Source organism: Limnohabitans sp. TEGF005 (assembly GCF_055394835.1).
The window spans coordinates 616,677-633,245 of the sequence record NZ_AP029226.1; the positions used below are offsets into that span (position 1 = coordinate 616,677).

The following is a 16,569-nucleotide window of genomic DNA, read 5'->3' on the forward strand; positions in this document are numbered from 1 at the left end:
TTGCCCAATAGGCAGGCATGTCGCTGATCAGGCGAGACGCACCCGGTGCCGCCCAATTTGCAGACGCACTTGCGCGGGCGCGGTGCCGCCCAAAGTGTTGCGGGCGTTCAAAGACCCTTGCAGGCTGAGCGGCCCGAACACATCGGCTTCAATGCGGCTGTCAAACTTTTGCAGGGTTTCGAGCGGCAACTCTGACAAGTCCACGCCCAGGCCTTGCGCGGTCTTGACGGCATGGGCCACCACTTCGTGCGCATCGCGGAAAGGCAACCCTTTTTTGACCAGATAGTCGGCCAGGTCGGTGGCAGTGGCGTAGCCCTTTTTCACGGCCGCTTCCATGGCGGCGGCGTTGACGGTGATGCCGCCTTCTTTGCGGCCCGTGGCTGGGTTGACTTGGCCACCCACCATTTCGCTGAAGATGCGCAAGGTGTCCTTGAGCGTGTCCACGGTGTCAAACAGGGGCTCTTTGTCTTCTTGGTTGTCTTTGTTGTAGGCCAGGGGTTGGCCCTTCATCAAGGTGATCAGGCCCATCAGGTGGCCCACCACACGGCCTGTCTTGCCGCGTGCCAGTTCAGGCACGTCGGGGTTTTTCTTCTGCGGCATGATGGACGAGCCGGTGGTGAAGCGGTCGGCAATGCGCACAAAGCCAAAGTTCTGGCTCATCCACAAGATCAGCTCTTCGCTGAAGCGGCTGATGTGCACCATGCAAAGCGAAGCGGCGGCGGTGAATTCGATGGCGAAGTCGCGGTCGCTCACACCGTCCAGGCTGTTTTGGCAGACCTGTGGCTGGCCCGCTTCATCGACCATGCCCAGACTGCGGGCCACGCGTTCGCGGTCCAGTGGGTAGGTGGTGCCTGCCAAGGCGGCGCTGCCCAATGGCAGGCGGTTGGTGCGTCGGCGCACGTCCACCATGCGCTCGGCGTCACGGGCAAACATTTCTACATAGGCCAGCAAATGGTGCGCAAAGCTCACGGGCTGGGCCACTTGCAAGTGGGTGAAGCCGGGCATGATGACCTCGACGTTTTGCTCGGCCACATCGACCAGCGACTTTTGCAGGTCGGCCAACAAATCGATGATCAGGTCCATCTCGGTGCGCAACCACAGGCGCACATCGGTGGCCACTTGGTCATTGCGGCTGCGCCCGGTGTGCAGGCGCTTGCCTGCGTCGCCCACCAGCTGGGTCAGGCGCGCCTCGATGTTCAGGTGCACGTCTTCCAGGTCCAGCTTCCATTCAAAAGCGCCGGATTCGATCTCTTGCGTGATTTGCGCCATGCCGCGCTGGATGTCGGCCAGATCGCTGGCGCCAATGATGTTCTGGGCGGCCAGCATGTCGGCGTGGGCCAAGCTGCCGGTGATGTCGGCTTGCCAGAGGCGTTTGTCAAAGAAGACGCTGGCGGTGTAGCGCTTGACCAACTCGCTCATGGGTTCAGAAAAGAGCGCGGACCAGGCTTGGGATTTTTTGTCGAGTTGGTTTGTCATAGGTGAGAGATTTTATCGGACGGCTGCCAGGCAGAGGCCGCAGGCACTGTCCCGCCAGTTGTTTCGATGCTCTGTGCTTGTCGTATGGCGTCGAGCGTGGCCAATGCCGTGGCTTCGGCGGCCATCACGGTGAGCAGCATCAGATCGGCCGGGCTGGCTTCGGTGCCGGTGGCCAGGGCAAACAAGGTGTCACCGTCGAGCGGGGTGTGGGCGGGCCGGATGCTGCGGGCCAGTCCGTCGTGGGCGCTCATAGCCAGGCGTTTGGCCTGGGCTTTGGTGAGTGTGGCGTTGGTGGCCACCACCCCGATGGTGGTGTTGGTGCCGGGCAATGGGCGCTTGCCCCGCTCGCCCGCCAACAAGGCGCGTTGGCTGTCCAGCAGGCCTGTGCCATCGGCTGTGCGGGCACCCGCCAATACCTGTCCGCTGGCCGGGTCGATCACATCGCCCACCGCGTTGCAGGCCACCAAAGCACCGACCACCCAGGGGCCTACGCGCACGCTGGCGTTGCCGATGCCCCCTTTCATGCAGCGGTCCAGGCCAAACAGTTTGCCCACGCAGGCGCCGGCACCCGCGCCCACATTGCCTGCCGCCGGCTGTGCGGTCGATGCCGCTTGGCAGGCGGCGTAACCGGCCTCGGCTTGGGGGCGTGCTTTGGGGTCGTCGCCTGGGCGGACCACGGGCAAGTCAAACAAGACGGCCGCTGGCACGATGGGCACGCGGCCATAGCCGGTTTCAAAGCCAATGCCGTGTTCCTCCAGCCACCGCACCACGCCGCTGGCGGCATCCAGACCAAAAGCACTGCCGCCGCTGAGCAGCACGGCGTGCACTTTGTCTACCAAGTTGGCGGGGTCGAGCAAATCGGTTTCGCGCGTGCCCGGCGCGGCACCTCGAACATCCACTGCACCTACAGCGCCTTCGGGGGCCAGCACCACCGAGCAGCCCGTCAGGCGTTCGCTGAGCGTGAAGTGGCCGACCTGTAAACCCGGCACATCCACAATGCTGCCGTGTTCGCTGTTTACAATCATTTGCGATGCCATTGAAAACCCTGTTCGTCGTTGCTCACAGACCCCAAGGATAGCGTGTGCCCCTGTTCGTTTTGAGACGGCTGCTGAGCTTTGTGTTGACCCTGTTGGCCACGTCGGTCGTGGTGTTTGCCGTGCTCGAGTTGCTGCCCGGCAATGCCGCTCAAGTGATTTTGGGCGAAACAGCCACGCCCGAGTCGATGGCCGCCATGGAAGACAAGCTGGGCCTGAACCAGCCTGCCGCCACCCGCTATGCGAATTGGGTCGGTGGGCTGTTGCAGGGGCAAACCGGCCTGAGTATTTCTTACGACACCCCCACCGCCCAGTTGATGGCCGAGCGTTTGCAGGTCACTTTGCCGCTGGCCGTCATGGCCATGGGCTTGACGGTGGCGTTGGCGCTGGCGCTGGGCATCTATGCCGCCTCGCAGCAAAACAAGGCGGGTGATCTGGGGGTGATGACGCTCAGCCAGTTGGGCCTGGCCTTGCCGAATTTTTGGCTGGCCATCTTGTTGATTTTGCTGTTTGCGGTGCACTTGGAGTGGGTCAGCGCAGGCGGTTTTCCGGGATGGACGGAAGAAACAGGTGGCGGGATGGTCGAGGGCATCAAGGCCCTGCTGCTGCCGGCCATGGCACTGGCGGCGGTGCAAACGGCGATTTTGACGCGGGTGACGCGTTCGGCCGTGCTTGACACATTGCGTGAAGATTTTGTGCGAACCGCACGGGCCAAAGGGCTGTCGCGCCGCCAAGTGCTGTGGGGGCATGTGTTGCGCAATGCCATGATCCCAGTGCTCACGGTGATGGGCTTGCAGTTTGGCAACCTGATCACCAGCGCCATCGTGATTGAAAACGTGTTTGTGTTGCCGGGCATCGGGCGACTGATCTTTCAGGCCATTGCCAACCGCGATCTGATCGTGGTGCGCGATGTGGTCATGTTGTTGGCCGCCTTGGTCATCCTCATCAATTTCTGTATTGATGTGCTTTATGCATGGATCGATCCACGTCTGAAGGCGGGCTATGCCGGATAAAAACACGTTGATCCGTCGCGCTTGTCGGCACCCCAGTTTCGTGACAGGCGGGGCCGTGGTCTTGCTGATGGTGTCGTGTGCGCTGCTGTCTTTGTTTTGGTCGCCTTACCCGGTGGGCGACATCGATATACCGAACAAACTGGCCATGCCCAGCGCAGCGCATTGGTTGGGCACCGACAGCTTGGGGCGCGACATCGGCGCTTTGCTCTTGGTCGGCAGTCAAAATTCTTTGTTGGTGGGCTTCATCGCGGTGGGCATCGGCTTGGGGGTGGGCGTGCCTTTGGGCTTGCTGGCGTCGGCACGGCGTGGCTGGGTTGAGGAAGTCATCATGCGTGCATCGGACTTCACCTTTGCCTTTCCGGCTTTGTTGTCGGCCATCATGCTGACCGCCATTTACGGACCGGGTTTGGTGGTCAGCATTGTGGCCATTGGCATTTTCAACATCCCGGTGTTTGCCCGCATCACGCGTGGCGCGGCCAATGCCGTGTGGTCGCGCGACTTCACTGCCGCCGCCCGCGCCGCGGGCCAAGGGCCGCTGGCCATCACACGGGTGCATGTGTTGCCCAACATCGCCAGTGTGCTGATCGTGCAGTCCACCATCCAGTTTGCCATCGCCATCTTGGCCGAGGCGGCGCTGTCTTATTTGGGCTTGGGCACGCAACCGCCCCAGCCCAGTTGGGGTCGCATGCTCAATGAGGCGCAATCGCAAATGTTCCAAGCCCCTTTGCTGGCGGTTTACCCGGGCGCGGCCATTGCGCTGGCGGTACTGGGCTTGAACCTGTTGGGCGACGGCTTGCGCGACGTGCTGGACCCGCGTTTGGCCAGACAACGGTGAACGCGCATGGCTGAAATGTCTACCTCCAAGCCTTTGCTGCAAGTGACCGACTTGCGGGTCACTTTGCCCACGGCACGGGGTTGGGCGCAGGCCCTGCGTGGCGTGTCGCTGCAACTCGAGCGTGGCCAGACGGTCGGTTTGATTGGAGAAAGTGGTTGCGGCAAATCGCTCACCGCTTTGGCATTGATGGGCTTGCTGCCCGAACGTGCACAGGTCAGCGGGTCGATTTTGTTGCAAGGCCAAGAGCTGGTGGGCATGCCTGAGCCCCAGCTGTGCCAGTTGCGCGGAGCGCGCATGGCCATGATTTTTCAAGAGCCGATGACGGCACTCAACCCGCTGCACCCCATCTGGAAACAAATTGCCGAGCCCGTGCGTTTGCACCAGCACATGGGGGTGGCCCAAGCCAAGGCGCGTGCCCTGCAATTGCTCGATCGTGTGCAGCTGCCTCGGGCGCGAGAGCGTCTTGACGCGTATCCGCACGAGCTGTCGGGCGGTCAGCGACAGCGCGTCATGATCTCCATGGCTTTGGCTTGCAGTCCCGATTTGCTGATTGCCGACGAGCCCACCACGGCGCTGGATGTGACGGTGCAAAAAGAGGTGCTGGCCTTGATCAAGCAATTGGTCCACGAAGACGGCATGGGCTTGCTGCTGATCAGCCATGATCTGGGCCTGATGCAAGACCAGGTGGACCGTGTGATGGTCATGTATGGCGGCTCGGTGGTCGAAAGCGCGACCACCCCTGACTTGTTTGCCCACCGTGCGCACCCCTACACGCGGGGGCTTTTTGCGGCGCGGCCACGTTTGGGCTTGGCCCGCGGGACACGCTTGAGCACGATTGCCGGCAGCGTGCCTGAGTTGATGGATTTGCCGACGGGCTGTGCCTTTGCGGACCGCTGCGCTTGGGCTGTAGACGATTGCCGTCGCACCCCGCCTCAAGCCGAAACCGTGGCACCGCCCAGCCCCACCGATCAAGCCCATGTGGTGTGTTGTCCGCGCTGGAGGCTGTCATGACGAAGGCCCAGACACCGACCACGCCACCGCTGCTGGAAGTTCGGCAGTTGGGGCGGCGTTTTGCCCTGCCACGATCGTCCCTGTGGGGCCCCGCCAAGAGCTTGCCGGCCTTGTCGAACGTGAGTTTCAAGCTGCAGCCGGGCAAGAGCTTGGGCATTGTGGGGGAGTCTGGCTCTGGCAAATCGACGCTGGCCCGTTTGGTGATGGCGCTCGATCAACCCAGCGAGGGGCAGGTGTTGTTCAACGGCGTGGATGTGCACAAAGCCGCTCCGGCTGCATTGCGGCATTTGCGCAGCGGTTTTCAAATGGTGTTTCAAGATCCTTATGGCTCACTCGATCCCCGTCAAAAAGTGCTGAGCATCGTGACCGAGCCGATCTTGACTTTGCAGCCCCCAGCAGACAGTCGCTCGACGTTGCGCGAGCGCGCCGTGAGTCAAACCGAGCTGCGTGACCGCGCCGTGAGTCAAACCGAGCTGCGCGACCGCGCCGTGAGTCAAACCGAGCTGCGCGACCGCGCCGCTGAGGCCTTGAGCGAAGTGGGCCTCAGAACCGCCGATCTGGACAAATACCCCCACGAATTTTCGGGGGGGCAACGCCAGCGCATCGCCATCGCCCGGGCCTTGATTACTCGCCCTGCCTTGATCGTGGCCGATGAGCCTGTGAGTGCCCTGGATGTGTCGGTGCAGGCGCAGGTGCTCAACCTGATGATGGACCTGCAAGATCGCCACGGTTTGAGCTATTTGTTGGTCAGCCACGACCTTGCCGTCGTTAATCTCATGTGCGACGATGTGTTGGTTTTACAGTCTGGCCAAGTGGTTGAACAAGGCCCCTCAGCACAAATTTTTCAGCATGCCGCGCATCCTTACACTCGGATGCTCATTTCAGCCGTGCCCGGTACACGGGACGCATTTTTAGATCAGGAGAAGACATGAAAGTTCAATTCCCCATCACGCGCCGCACTGCAGGCCTGAGCGCGGTGGCCCTGCTAGCTGCCAGCTTGGCCTGGGCACCGTTGCAGGCGCAAGCTCAATCGCGCAAGGACAGCGTGATTTTGGGCATGATTTTGGAGCCCACCAGCCTCGATCCCACCATGGCCCCCGCTGCGGCCATTGGCGAAGTGGTGCACTACAACATCCTCGAAGGCCTGACCAAGATCAACGTCGATGGCTCCATCAGTCCTTTGTTGGCCGAGAGCTGGAAAATGGACGCCGACGGCAAGGCCTACACCTTCAAGCTGCGCAAAGGCGTGAAGTTTCAGGATGGCAGTCCTTTTGACTCTGCGGCAGTGAAGTTCAGTGTTGAACGTGCCAAAGACCCCAAGAGCACGAACAAAGCCAAAGGTGCAGTGTTCAACAACATCAGCCACATTTCAACGCCCGATGCGCACACCGTGGTGTTGGTGCTGAACAACCCGGATGGCAACTTCTTGTTCCGCATGGGTGAAAACACAGCGGTCATCCTGCACCCCGACAGCGCGGCCAACGCCGCCACCAAACCGATCGGCACAGGCCCCTACAAACTCGACAGCTGGGCCAAGGGCACGGCAGTCACGCTGTCTAAATGGGATGGTTTTCGCGATGCCAACGCGATCAAGGTGAAGAAAGTCACTTTCCGTTTCATCAACGATTCGGCTGCCCAGGTGGCTGCTTTGTTGGCTGGCGACATCGATGGCATGCCCCGCTTTCAATCGCCACAAAGCCTGAAGCAGTTTCAGGCCGACAAGCGCTTCATGGTTGAAGTCGGCAGTACGGCTGGCAAAGGCATCATGACCATCAACAACCGCAAGAAGCCGTTTGACGATGTGCGCGTGCGCCGTGCTTTGTCGCATGCGATCGATAAAAAGGCGTTCATCGATGGTGTTTTTGAAGGGCTGGCCAAACCCATCGGCAGTCACATGGCCCCCACCGATGCGGGCTATGTCGAGTTGAGTGGCACCTACGGGTATGACCCAGAAAAAGCCAAAGCCCTGCTCAAGGAAGCCGGTGTCCAGACACCGCTGAATGTGACCTTGACCTTGCCGCCGCCACCCTATGCACGCAAGGGCGGCGAGATTCTCGCGGCACAACTGGCCAAGGTGGGCATCATCGCCAAGATCGAAAACGTCGAATGGGCTCAATGGCTGGGCGGTACCTTCAAGGGTAACTTTGACCTGACGGTCATCAATCACGTTGAGCCGCTGGACTATATGAACTATGCCAACCCGCAGTATTACTGGGGGTACGACAGCAAGGCTTTCCGTGATCTGGCGGCCAAACATTCTTCCACCACGACAGCCAAGGAGCGCACCCAGTTGTTTGGCGACATGCAACGCATGATTGCCAAGGATGCAGTCAACGTGTTTTTGTTCAATGCATCCAACACAGCGGTGTATCGCAAAGGCCTGAAGGGCCTGTGGTCGAGCTCGCCGGTTTTTGCGAACGACATGTCGGCAGTTTCCTGGCAATAAATTGCGGGCTGGCTCAAATGGGCCAAAAAAGCTTGCTATAATTCGATGCATGATGCGGCTGTAGCTCAGCTGGATAGAGTACTTGGCTACGAACCAAGGGGTCGTGGGTTCGATTCCTGCCAGCCGCACCAAAAATTAGAAAGCCCACAACGAAAGTTGTGGGCTTTTTCTATTTCTGCTCCTCAAAATGTGCCGCTAATAGCGCGTGCCCATCACCATCCAGAGATCCTTGCGTCTTTCACTTGCCTCTGTAGCATCACGACATGAGCAAAGCCCCCAACCAAGACACCGAGGATGACGACGATTTGGGTTTGCCCGCCTTGCCCAAAGGTGCGCGCAATTACATGACGCCAGCAGGTTATGCCCGTTTGAGGGCCGAGCTCTTTGGGTTGATTGACGATGAGCGTCCTAAAGTGGTCGAGATCGTGCACTGGGCGGCCAGCAATGGTGACCGATCAGAAAACGGTGACTACATTTATGGCAAAAAACGCTTGCGTGAAATAGACAGGCGGATTCGTTTCCTGACCAAGCGTCTGGAGCTGGCCGAAGTGGTGGACCCAGCGGTGCACCACGGCAGCGATCAGGTTTTTTTTGGTGCCACGGTCACCTATGTCGAAGCCTCGGGCACCGAACGCACGGTGACGATTTTGGGCATTGACGAAGCTGACAGTTTGCAAGGACAGGTCAGTTGGGTCTCGCCAATCGCACGTACCTTGGTCAAGTCACGCGAAGGCGACGAGCTGAGGCTGGTCACGCCTGCAGGTGTGCTGGAGATCGAGGTTTTGCAGGTCAGTTATCCTGCCCCGCCTTTGGGGGAGCAGGCCTGAGGCCGCCTCAAGAGGCTGAGCTGCCTTTGTTGGTTTGTCGGTCCGCCTGGATCACGGAAGGTGTGCGTTTGAGGTGGCGCAGCACTTGTTCGAGGTGAGTGGTGTCGCGCACGGCGACCACGAACTTCAACTCGGCCGTGTCTTGTGGTGTTTCGTGGCCCATGTCGACGTGAACGATATCGGTTTCAGCGCTGGCCAATGCCCCAGCCACTCTGGCCAAGACACCTTTGCCGTTGACGACGGTGACATTGATGCTGGTTTCAAAATTGCGCGTTAACTCGTCGGACCATTCGACGCCAATGAAGCGCTCCCGGTCCTTGTGTTCCAGTTTTCTTGCCGTGGCGCAGTCACGGGTGTGCACGGCCAAACCTTCACCACGGCCCAAATAGCCCACGATGTCGTCACCCGGCAAGGGACGACAGCATCGTGAATAGACCACCGATGCGTTTTCACTGCCATCGAGGGTGATGGCACCTTGCGAGATGGATTCGTGCGCGGTGAAGCGCTCTCGGGTCATCAGCAATGCATCGGGTTTTTGGCCCAATTCTGACAATAAGGCGGCCAAGCGCTTGGCCACGATGGTGGCAATGCGTTTGCCTAAACCGATGTCCATCAACAAATCTTGCTGGTTGCGGTTGCCTGTGAAGCGCAACAGCTTTTCCCACAGCGCTTGGTGTGCATCGTCGTCCGCAGGCAGTTTGTCGATGCCCTCTGCGCGCAACGATTGGGTCAGGAGTTTTTCACCCAGCTCGACCGACTCGGTCTGTGCCATGGTTTTGAGGTGGTGGCGAATTTTGGAGCGGGCCCTTCCGGTGCGCACAAAACCCAGCCAAGCCGGGTTGGGGGCCGAAACGGGTGCAGTGATCACTTCGATCACATCGCCGTTTTTGAGCTCGGTGCGCAGTGGCACCTGGTCGCCATTGATGCGGGCCGCCATCGCGTGGTCGCCCACCCGGCTGTGGATGGCGTAGGCAAAGTCCACCACTGTGGCACCGCGCGGCAAGGCCATGATCTGGCTCTTAGGAGTGAACACATAAACCGCATCGGGGAACAGGTCGACCTTGACGTGGTCCCAGAACTCAGCCGCATCGCGCGTCTCGGTCTGGATGTCCAAAAGCGATTGCAGCCATTGCGTGCCCAAACGCTCTGACTGGGCATTGGCCGATGCGTGTTCTTTATAAAGCCAGTGCGCGGCCACACCCGACTCGGCCACCAGGTGCATGGCCTCGGTGCGCATCTGGAACTCGACGTTCACGCCCGACGGGCCCACCAGCGTGGTGTGCAGTGATTGATAACCGTTGACCTTGGCAATGGCGATGTGGTCTTTGAACTTGCCAGGTACAGGCTTGTAGATCTGGTGCAGCCAGCCGAGGGCGGTGTAGCAGTCAATGACGGAGGGCACGATGACCCGAAAGCCATAAATGTCGGTCACCTGGGCAAAGCTCAGGTGTTTTTCATCCATCTTTTTGTAGATGGAATAGAGCGTTTTTTCGCGTCCACTGATGCGCACATCCATCTTGGCCTGCGCAAAGACGGCTTCCACATCGACTTGCACCTTTTGAATCAGATCGCGACGGCGGTTGCGTGCCCGTGACACGGCCTTGGTCAGCACCGCATAGCGCCAGGGCAGCAGGTGTTTGAACGACAGGTCTTGCAGTTCGCGGTAAATCTGGTTCAAACCCAGACGGTGGGCAATGGGCGCGTAAATTTCGAGTGTTTCCGAGGCAATGCGGCCCCACTTGCTGCGCGGCATGTCCGACATGGTGCGCATGTTGTGGGTGCGGTCGGCCAGCTTGATGAGGATGACACGCACATCGCGGGCCATGGCCAGCAGCATCTTGCGAAACGACTCGGCTTGGTTTTCTTCGCGGGTGTTGAACTCCAGCTTGTCCAGCTTGGTCAGGCCATCGACCAGTTCAGCCACCGGTGAGCCAAAGCGCTCGATCAACTCGATCTTGGTGACGCCGCAGTCTTCCATGGCGTCGTGCAACAAAGCGGCGGCCAATGCTTGGGCGTCTAGCTTCCATTCGGTGCACAAACCCGCTACCGCAATGGGGTGGGTGATGTAGGGTTCGCCACTTTTGCGCATTTGCCCCAAGTGAGCTTCGTCAGCGAACTTGTAGGCTTTGCGCACCATCTCCGTTTCGGCTTCGTTCAGGTAACCGAGTTGGGCCTCCAGCACCGCAAAGCTGGCAGCTGCCGCATTGGCTGCAGCCGGTGGCACGGCCTTGGGGCGGCTGTGACCTGCTTTGGAGGATGGGGGCATTGCAGTACTCATGACATCAATGTAACGCAAGGCGTTGCTGGCTTTTTCGTGGGACAAAAAAAAGCCCCATCACTGGGGCTTTTGTGACCCGGCAGGTACCGGGTGGGGTGCGGATCAGGAAACGCGTTTGAGCATTTCGACGCCGACTTTGCCTGCAGCAATTTCACGCAAGGCGGTCACGCAAGGCTTGTTTTTGCTTTCAATGCGGGGTGTGTGACCTTGGCTCAGCATGCGGGCACGGTAGGTGGCAGCCAAAACCAGCTGAAAGCGGTTAGGGATCTGTTCCAGGCAATCTTCAACAGTGATGCGGGCCATGATGTTTTCCTTGAGAATTTCTGAGCGTGATTCAAGCAATTTTGAGCGCTTGAAAGGTGTCAGGCCGTGCTCGGCGCTGGACGTGGTACTTGAGCCGCTGGGCGTGAACAACCGCTTTGAGGTCAAACAGGGCACGATCAAATACTTCGTTGATTATAACGAAGTCGAATTCCTGGGCCTGAGCCATTTCGACAGCGGCATTTTGCAAGCGCAGTTCAATGATCTCGGCCGTGTCCTCGCCGCGCCGCTCCAGGCGCGAGCGCAATTCTTCCCAGCTGGGCGGCAAGATGAAGATCAGCACCGCGTTGGCATACATCTTCTTGATCTGCAAGGCACCCTGGTAATCGATTTCTAGAATCACATCGGCCCCTTGGGCCATGCGGTCTTCGATCATCTTTTTGGAAGTGCCGTAGCGCTGGCCGTGGACATGCGCCCACTCGACAAAGGCATCGCCGAGCACCATGGCGTCAAATTCCTGAACGGATGCGAAAAAGTACTCGCGCCCGTGCTTTTCTTGTCCGCGCGGGGGGCGGGTGGTGTGCGAGACCGTGGGCTGGACGCGCGAGTCCAGCTCCATCAAGGCTTTCACCAGACTGGATTTGCCGGCCCCGCTGGGGGCGGCCACGACAAAGAGGTTTCCGGGGTAATCCATGCTGAGGTTCTTTATTCGATGTTCTGGACTTGTTCGCGCATTTGCTCGATCAGCACCTTCATGTCCACAGAAATGCGGGTCATTTCCAGTACGGCCGATTTGGAGCCCAGCGTGTTGGCTTCGCGGTGCAGTTCCTGAATCAAAAAGTCCAGGCGTTTGCCGATGTCGCCCCCTTTGGTCAGCAGGCGGGAGATTTCGTCCAAGTGCGAGCGCAGGCGGGTCAGCTCTTCGGCCACGTCGATGCGGATCGCAAAAGCGGTGGCCTCGGTCAGGGCACGGTCTTGCGCGGCTTCGGGCAGGTGGCTGCCGTCGGCCAGTGCCATGGCGTCTTTCCAGCGCTCCAGAAAGCGTTGGCGTTGTTGTTCAACGAGCTGTGGCACCAGCGGCACCGCTTGTTCCGCCAAGCTCAGCAGCTGGGTGATATGACCTTGCAGCATGTCGGTCAGGCGGGCACCTTCGCGGGAGCGGGCTTCGCGCAGGGCATCCACAGCCCGGGTGGCCAGTTGCATCCAGGCGGCTTCGTCGGGTGCGGCTTGGCCCGAGCTGCCCGCAGTCATGCGAAGCACATCGGCCACGCTCAAAGGCCGGGCATCTGGCAACCAGTCTTGAATTTTGTCTTGCAGGGCGGCTATTTTTTGCAGGGCTTGGTGGTTGGGCGCTTGCAGCGCAGCGCCATCGCCTGCATCCTGGCTGGCACGCACTTCCACTTTGCCGCGCTTGATCTGGCGCGTGATCAGCTCGCGCAGGCCGGGTTCGAGTTGGCGCAGCTCTTCTGGCAGGCGAAAAGACAGGTCAAGAAAACGGCTGTTGACCGAGCGGATTTCCAGGCCCAATCGTGCTGTGGGGCCTGTGCTGGCAGGGGCCTCGCCCTCGGTGGGCAGCGGGCTGTGCTGCACGCTGGCGTACCCGGTCATACTGTAAACTGGCATCGGTCAAATTCCTTGGGACAGCACAGCCCTTCTTCGGTTGCAAGAAAGAGGCTTGAGCGCTGCAAATGGGCCGCACAAGGTGCGAACACCAAACCGTGGATTATCGCAAACTCTCTGCCTGCCCCCATTGCTGGCACGCTTCAAACGTACTTTTATACACACCATGAACACCACGACTGCTTCTTACGTCCGATCCGGTCGCGCCGCCGATGCTTTGCGCCCTGTGCGCATCACCCGGGGTTACACCGTCCACGCCGAGGGCTCGGTGCTGATCGAGTTTGGCCAGACCCGTGTGTTGTGCACCGCTTCGGTGGAAGAAAAAGTGCCGGGCCACAAAAAAGGCAGCGGCGAAGGCTGGGTGACCGCCGAATACGGCATGCTGCCTCGCGCCACGCACACCCGGGGCGACCGTGAAGCCGCACGCGGCAAGCAAAGCGGCCGCACGCAAGAGATTCAGCGCCTGATTGGCCGGTCTTTGCGTGCCGTGTTTGACCTCAAGAAACTGGGCGAACGCACCATTCACCTCGATTGCGACGTGCTTCAGGCCGATGGCGGTACGCGCACCGCCAGCATCACGGGCGCTTTTGTGGCGGCCCAAGATGCCGTCAATTGGCTGATGGCGACAGGCAAATTGAGCGAGTCGCCCATCCTGGACCGCGTGGCCGCCATTTCGGTGGGCCTGAAAAACGGCACAGCCTTGCTGGATCTGGATTACCCCGAAGACTCGGCCTGCGACACCGACATGAACGTGGTCATGACGGGTGCCGGTCATTTTGTTGAAGTGCAAGGCACGGCCGAAGGCGTGGCGTTCACCCGCGTCGAGATGGACCGCATGCTGGCACTGGCCGAAAAAGGCATTGCGCAACTGGTGCAGCTTCAAAAGCAAGCGCATGACGAGCCCAAAACCCTCACTTTCACAGCTTGAAGTGCGGGTGACGGTGTCATGAAAATCGTTCTCGCTTCCAACAACGCCGGCAAATTGGCCGAACTGCAAACGCTGTTTGCACCGTTGCACATGACGCTGGTGCGCCAGTCTGAACTGAACATTCCTGAGGCAGAAGAGCCTTTTAAGACCTTTGTTGAAAACGCCTTGGCCAAAGCCCGACATGCCGCGCAGCTGAGCGGCTTGCCCGCGCTGGCCGATGACGCTGGCCTGTGCGTGGACGCCTTTGATGGCCAGCCGGGTGTCGACACGGCGTATTACGCCACTCGCTTTGGCTACCCCAAAAGCGATGACAACAACGTGACCGCATTGCTAGAACAAATGCAAGGCCTCGCCAACCGCCGCGCCGCCATGGTCAGCACGCTGGTGGCCGTGCGCAGCGCCGATGACCCTGAGCCCTTGATTGCAGTGGGCCGGGTGGTGGGCGAGATCACCCGTGAGCGCCTGGGCAGCAACGGTTTTGGCTTCGATCCGGTCATGTTTTTGCCCGAGTTTGGCAAGACCTTTGCCCAACTGCCCACCGAAGTCAAAAACGCCAACAGCCACCGGGGCCGTGCGGCCCAGGCCATGCTGGTGCTGATGCGCGAGCGTTGGTTGGACCTCACACCAACATGAGCCTGTCATGAATCCAATGATGGACCCGGTGCACGCCATGCGCCCTGGCTTGCTGCAACTGAACGCGTTGCCGCCGCTGTCGCTGTACGTGCACCTGCCTTGGTGCATCAAAAAGTGCCCGTATTGTGATTTCAACTCACACGAATTCCGCGCGGGGGTGGATGCGCCTTCCACGCAAGACGCCTACATCGACGCGCTGTTTGCCGACCTGGAAGCCAGCTTGCCCTTGATCTGGGGCCGCAGCATCCAGACCGTGTTTTTGGGTGGTGGCACGCCCAGCCTGTTTTCACCCGACGCCATTGACCGTTTGATCGGCGGCATCCGTGCCCGTGTGCGCTTGGCACCCGATGCCGAAGTGACCATGGAAGCGAACCCCGGCACTTTCGAAAAAGACCGTTTCAAGGCATTCCGCCAAGCAGGCATCACCCGTTTGTCGATCGGTGTGCAGAGTTTTGACAACGCACACCTCAAAGCGCTGGGCCGGGTGCATGACCGCGACCAAGCCTTGGCCGCCGTGACCGAAGCCGCGCAGGTGTTTGACACCTTCAACCTGGACCTGATGTACGCCTTGCCGGGCCAGACGCTCGAAGGCATGACGCAAGACATTCAGACTGCACTGGCTTTTGCGCCACCACACATCTCGATCTACCACCTGACGATCGAGCCCAACACCGTGTTTGCCAAGTTTCCGCCAAGCTTGCCCGAAGACGATTTGGCCTACGAGATGATGGACCGCATCACCGAGCTGACCGCGTCTGCTGGCCTGGACCGCTACGAGGTCTCGGCCTACGCCAAAGCCGGACACACGTGTGCGCACAACCTGAACTATTGGCAGTTTGGTGACTACTTGGGCATTGGCGCAGGGGCGCACAGCAAACTCAGTTTTGCGCATCGCGTGCTGAGGCAGGTGCGTTACCGCGAGCCTGCGCTTTATATGCAGCAAGCCATGAAGGGCGAGCCGGTCACGCAAAGCACCGAGGTGTCACGCCAGGAACTGCCGTTTGAGTTCATGCTCAATGCCTTGCGCCTGCGCGGTGGTTTTGCTTTGGCCGACTATGTGGACCGCACGGGCTTGGCCATGACAAGCATTCAGCAGGGCCTGCAAGAGGCCGAAAAACTGGGTTTGATCGGACGTGACCTGCACCGGGTTTGGCCGACAGAAAAGGGTTTCGACTTTTTGAGCGACTTGCAGGCACTCTTTCTGGCAGAGTGAGCCTGTCACTTGTCAAGGCGTATCAGAGCGCCTTGATTTTCATCTGCGAGAGCAGCAGTTTGAAGGCGTAGAGCATCAACAAAGAGCCAATCGCATCGCCAATGAACATGGGCCAGACATCTACCCAAATGTTCACATCAGCGCGGTCCATCACCAACCACAGCAGTTGATGGGTCACGGCACTGGCGGCCGCAAAAATCAAGGTGAAATTGAGCAAACTTTGGGTGGTTATGCCTTGCAGCAGGCGAGCGGTTTGTTGGCCTTTGGCAAGGACCTTCATGACCGCAAAGGGGGTGAAGCCCGAAACCACGCCGGTGAGCAACACCAGCCAGGGCTGACTGTCCAGCGAGCCTTGGTCGAGGTACCAAGTGCCCAACATGATGCCTGTGGCGCCCGGCAGCCCCAAAATCAAGACAAGCACGATGCGAAAGCCTGCAGGCAAAAACACCCAATTGACGCCCTCTGCATAAGACAAGCTTGCAAAAAGCCAGCCATTGAAATGAAAGAAGCCCGCAAACAACACAGCACTGCCCAAGGTCAGTGCTGCTGTTTCAAAGGCTTCTTTGAGGGCGATCTTCATGCAGCTTGGGATTGATGGGCCTGTTGCATGGATTGACCCAAGTGACTGAAATAATCCAAGGTCCGCTCAGTGGGAATCAGGAACTTGGCCCGGCGATCGCCTTCCAGGTTCAGGGTGCTGAGCATGTCTTTTCCGCGCAAGCGGGTGATGCGTTTGTGCAAAGTCGCGGGCGAACCCAAATCGGCTAAGCCAATGGCCTCGCGCACCGTCATGGGTTTGTTTTCGTACCAGCGCAAGACCACCGCTTGCAACAAGGCGCTTTCGTTGGCATCCATTTCCATGCCACTGGGCAAGGCTTGAATGACCTTGGCGAGTTGCAGAAAACGCATGTATGCCGAGGCAAAAGGACTGTTTGTTTTTTCCATAATTCTTCGATTTTATCGAATTAAATGGTGGTATCGGATTTTTTATTAG

General features: G+C 59.5%; 17 protein-coding genes and 1 tRNA gene. 10 read left to right on the forward strand and 8 right to left on the reverse strand.

Features of this window, described 5'->3' with window-relative positions; genetic code table 11:
• Window positions 1–27: 27 nt before the first annotated feature.
• Window positions 28–1,476: an argininosuccinate lyase gene (gene argH, locus ACZ5RG_RS02935; RefSeq protein ID WP_298601535.1), complete on the reverse strand. Its 1,449-nt coding sequence runs from the start codon at window positions 1,474–1,476 to the stop codon at window positions 28–30.
• Window positions 1,473–2,513, reverse strand: a complete 1,041-nt coding sequence (locus ACZ5RG_RS02940; RefSeq protein WP_298601532.1) for a P1 family peptidase — start codon at window positions 2,511–2,513, stop codon at window positions 1,473–1,475. The genes argH and ACZ5RG_RS02940 overlap by 4 nt, the downstream gene beginning before the upstream one ends.
• Before the next feature lie 44 nt (window positions 2,514–2,557).
• Between ACZ5RG_RS02940 and ACZ5RG_RS02945 the strand changes: the two genes are divergently transcribed.
• The 7 genes from ACZ5RG_RS02945 to greB all read left to right on the forward strand — a co-directional run bounded on the left by ACZ5RG_RS02945 (window position 2,558) and on the right by greB (window position 8,642).
• Complete coding sequence (locus tag ACZ5RG_RS02945) at window positions 2,558–3,523, forward strand: ABC transporter permease (RefSeq protein WP_464447743.1); 966 nt, start codon at window positions 2,558–2,560, stop codon at window positions 3,521–3,523.
• Window positions 3,513–4,358: an ABC transporter permease gene (locus ACZ5RG_RS02950; protein ID WP_464447744.1), complete on the forward strand. Its 846-nt coding sequence runs from the start codon at window positions 3,513–3,515 to the stop codon at window positions 4,356–4,358. The genes ACZ5RG_RS02945 and ACZ5RG_RS02950 overlap by 11 nt, the downstream gene beginning before the upstream one ends.
• 6 nt (window positions 4,359–4,364) lie before the next feature.
• Window positions 4,365–5,369 carry an ABC transporter ATP-binding protein gene (locus tag ACZ5RG_RS02955; protein WP_464447745.1) on the forward strand — a complete coding sequence of 335 codons (1,005 nt, stop codon included), beginning with the start codon at window positions 4,365–4,367 and terminating at the stop codon, window positions 5,367–5,369.
• Entirely contained in the window at window positions 5,366–6,301 is a 936-nt protein-coding gene (locus ACZ5RG_RS02960) for an ATP-binding cassette domain-containing protein (protein ID WP_464447746.1), read from the forward strand. Before ACZ5RG_RS02955 ends, ACZ5RG_RS02960 begins: the two co-directional genes overlap by 4 nt.
• Complete coding sequence (locus tag ACZ5RG_RS02965; protein ID WP_464447747.1) at window positions 6,298–7,815, forward strand: ABC transporter substrate-binding protein; 1,518 nt, start codon at window positions 6,298–6,300, stop codon at window positions 7,813–7,815. Before ACZ5RG_RS02960 ends, ACZ5RG_RS02965 begins: the two co-directional genes overlap by 4 nt.
• A gap of 54 nt (window positions 7,816–7,869) precedes the next feature.
• Window positions 7,870–7,946: transfer RNA gene (locus ACZ5RG_RS02970), tRNA-Arg, on the forward strand.
• A gap of 132 nt (window positions 7,947–8,078) precedes the next feature.
• Window positions 8,079–8,642, forward strand: coding sequence for a transcription elongation factor GreB (greB, locus tag ACZ5RG_RS02975; protein WP_464447748.1), 564 nt, complete (start codon window positions 8,079–8,081; stop codon window positions 8,640–8,642).
• 7 nt (window positions 8,643–8,649) lie between these two features.
• Here the strand turns inward: greB and ACZ5RG_RS02980 are convergent, their stop codons facing one another.
• From ACZ5RG_RS02980 to ACZ5RG_RS02995, 4 genes are all read right to left on the reverse strand, one after another.
• Window positions 8,650–10,908, reverse strand: a complete 2,259-nt coding sequence (locus ACZ5RG_RS02980; protein ID WP_315234883.1) for a bifunctional (p)ppGpp synthetase/guanosine-3',5'-bis(diphosphate) 3'-pyrophosphohydrolase — start codon at window positions 10,906–10,908, stop codon at window positions 8,650–8,652.
• 114 nt (window positions 10,909–11,022) lie between these two features.
• Window positions 11,023–11,223, reverse strand: a complete 201-nt coding sequence (gene rpoZ, locus ACZ5RG_RS02985; protein ID WP_026036562.1) for a DNA-directed RNA polymerase subunit omega — start codon at window positions 11,221–11,223, stop codon at window positions 11,023–11,025.
• Window positions 11,224–11,254: 31 nt separating this feature from the next.
• Window positions 11,255–11,875 (reverse strand): guanylate kinase, encoded by a 621-nt coding sequence (gene gmk, locus ACZ5RG_RS02990; RefSeq protein ID WP_019429514.1) that lies wholly within the window; start codon window positions 11,873–11,875, stop codon window positions 11,255–11,257.
• Window positions 11,876–11,886: 11 nt separating this feature from the next.
• Window positions 11,887–12,804 carry a YicC/YloC family endoribonuclease gene (locus tag ACZ5RG_RS02995; protein ID WP_298601507.1) on the reverse strand — a complete coding sequence of 306 codons (918 nt, stop codon included), beginning with the start codon at window positions 12,802–12,804 and terminating at the stop codon, window positions 11,887–11,889.
• A 163-nt stretch (window positions 12,805–12,967) separates the two neighbouring features.
• On the opposite strand from ACZ5RG_RS02995, the gene rph reads away from it, so the two are divergent.
• The 3 genes from rph to hemW are packed head-to-tail and all read left to right on the forward strand — an operon-like array spanning window position 12,968 to window position 15,575.
• Window positions 12,968–13,729, forward strand: coding sequence for a ribonuclease PH (gene rph / locus ACZ5RG_RS03000; protein WP_298601504.1), 762 nt, complete (start codon window positions 12,968–12,970; stop codon window positions 13,727–13,729).
• Window positions 13,730–13,747: 18 nt separating this feature from the next.
• Entirely contained in the window at window positions 13,748–14,362 is a 615-nt protein-coding gene (gene rdgB, locus ACZ5RG_RS03005) for an RdgB/HAM1 family non-canonical purine NTP pyrophosphatase (protein ID WP_464447749.1), read from the forward strand.
• 16 nt (window positions 14,363–14,378) lie between these two features.
• A complete protein-coding gene (gene hemW / locus ACZ5RG_RS03010) occupies window positions 14,379–15,575 on the forward strand; it encodes a radical SAM family heme chaperone HemW (protein ID WP_464448172.1) in 1,197 nt (398 codons plus the stop codon).
• A 22-nt stretch (window positions 15,576–15,597) separates the two neighbouring features.
• On the opposite strand, the gene ACZ5RG_RS03015 is transcribed toward hemW, so the two are convergent.
• Both ACZ5RG_RS03015 and ACZ5RG_RS03020 read right to left on the reverse strand, forming a co-directional pair.
• On the reverse strand, window positions 15,598–16,155 hold the full coding sequence (locus tag ACZ5RG_RS03015; protein WP_464447750.1) for a hypothetical protein: 558 nt from the start codon (window positions 16,153–16,155) through the stop codon (window positions 15,598–15,600).
• Window positions 16,152–16,484 (reverse strand): hypothetical protein, encoded by a 333-nt coding sequence (locus tag ACZ5RG_RS03020; RefSeq protein ID WP_298601493.1) that lies wholly within the window; start codon window positions 16,482–16,484, stop codon window positions 16,152–16,154. The genes ACZ5RG_RS03015 and ACZ5RG_RS03020 overlap by 4 nt, the downstream gene beginning before the upstream one ends.
• Window positions 16,485–16,569: the final 85 nt, after the last annotated feature.

Coding starts and splice junctions, on each gene's coding strand:
- argH (WP_298601535.1), bottom strand. CDS start 1,476: ATGACAAACCAACTCGACAAAAAATCCCAAGCCTGGTCCGCGCTCTTT.
- ACZ5RG_RS02940 (WP_298601532.1), bottom strand. CDS start 2,513: ATGGCATCGCAAATGATTGTAAACAGCGAACACGGCAGCATTGTGGAT.
- ACZ5RG_RS02950 (WP_464447744.1), top strand. CDS start 3,513: ATGCCGGATAAAAACACGTTGATCCGTCGCGCTTGTCGGCACCCCAGT.
- ACZ5RG_RS02955 (WP_464447745.1), top strand. CDS start 4,365: ATGGCTGAAATGTCTACCTCCAAGCCTTTGCTGCAAGTGACCGACTTG.
- ACZ5RG_RS02960 (WP_464447746.1), top strand. CDS start 5,366: ATGACGAAGGCCCAGACACCGACCACGCCACCGCTGCTGGAAGTTCGG.
- ACZ5RG_RS02965 (WP_464447747.1), top strand. CDS start 6,298: ATGAAAGTTCAATTCCCCATCACGCGCCGCACTGCAGGCCTGAGCGCG.
- greB (WP_464447748.1), top strand. CDS start 8,079: ATGAGCAAAGCCCCCAACCAAGACACCGAGGATGACGACGATTTGGGT.
- ACZ5RG_RS02980 (WP_315234883.1), bottom strand. CDS start 10,908: ATGCCCCCATCCTCCAAAGCAGGTCACAGCCGCCCCAAGGCCGTGCCA.
- rpoZ (WP_026036562.1), bottom strand. CDS start 11,223: ATGGCCCGCATCACTGTTGAAGATTGCCTGGAACAGATCCCTAACCGC.
- gmk (WP_019429514.1), bottom strand. CDS start 11,875: ATGGATTACCCCGGAAACCTCTTTGTCGTGGCCGCCCCCAGCGGGGCC.
- ACZ5RG_RS02995 (WP_298601507.1), bottom strand. CDS start 12,804: ATGCCAGTTTACAGTATGACCGGGTACGCCAGCGTGCAGCACAGCCCG.
- rph (WP_298601504.1), top strand. CDS start 12,968: ATGAACACCACGACTGCTTCTTACGTCCGATCCGGTCGCGCCGCCGAT.
- rdgB (WP_464447749.1), top strand. CDS start 13,748: ATGAAAATCGTTCTCGCTTCCAACAACGCCGGCAAATTGGCCGAACTG.
- hemW (WP_464448172.1), top strand. CDS start 14,379: ATGATGGACCCGGTGCACGCCATGCGCCCTGGCTTGCTGCAACTGAAC.
- ACZ5RG_RS03015 (WP_464447750.1), bottom strand. CDS start 16,155: ATGAAGATCGCCCTCAAAGAAGCCTTTGAAACAGCAGCACTGACCTTG.
- ACZ5RG_RS03020 (WP_298601493.1), bottom strand. CDS start 16,484: ATGCGTTTTCTGCAACTCGCCAAGGTCATTCAAGCCTTGCCCAGTGGC.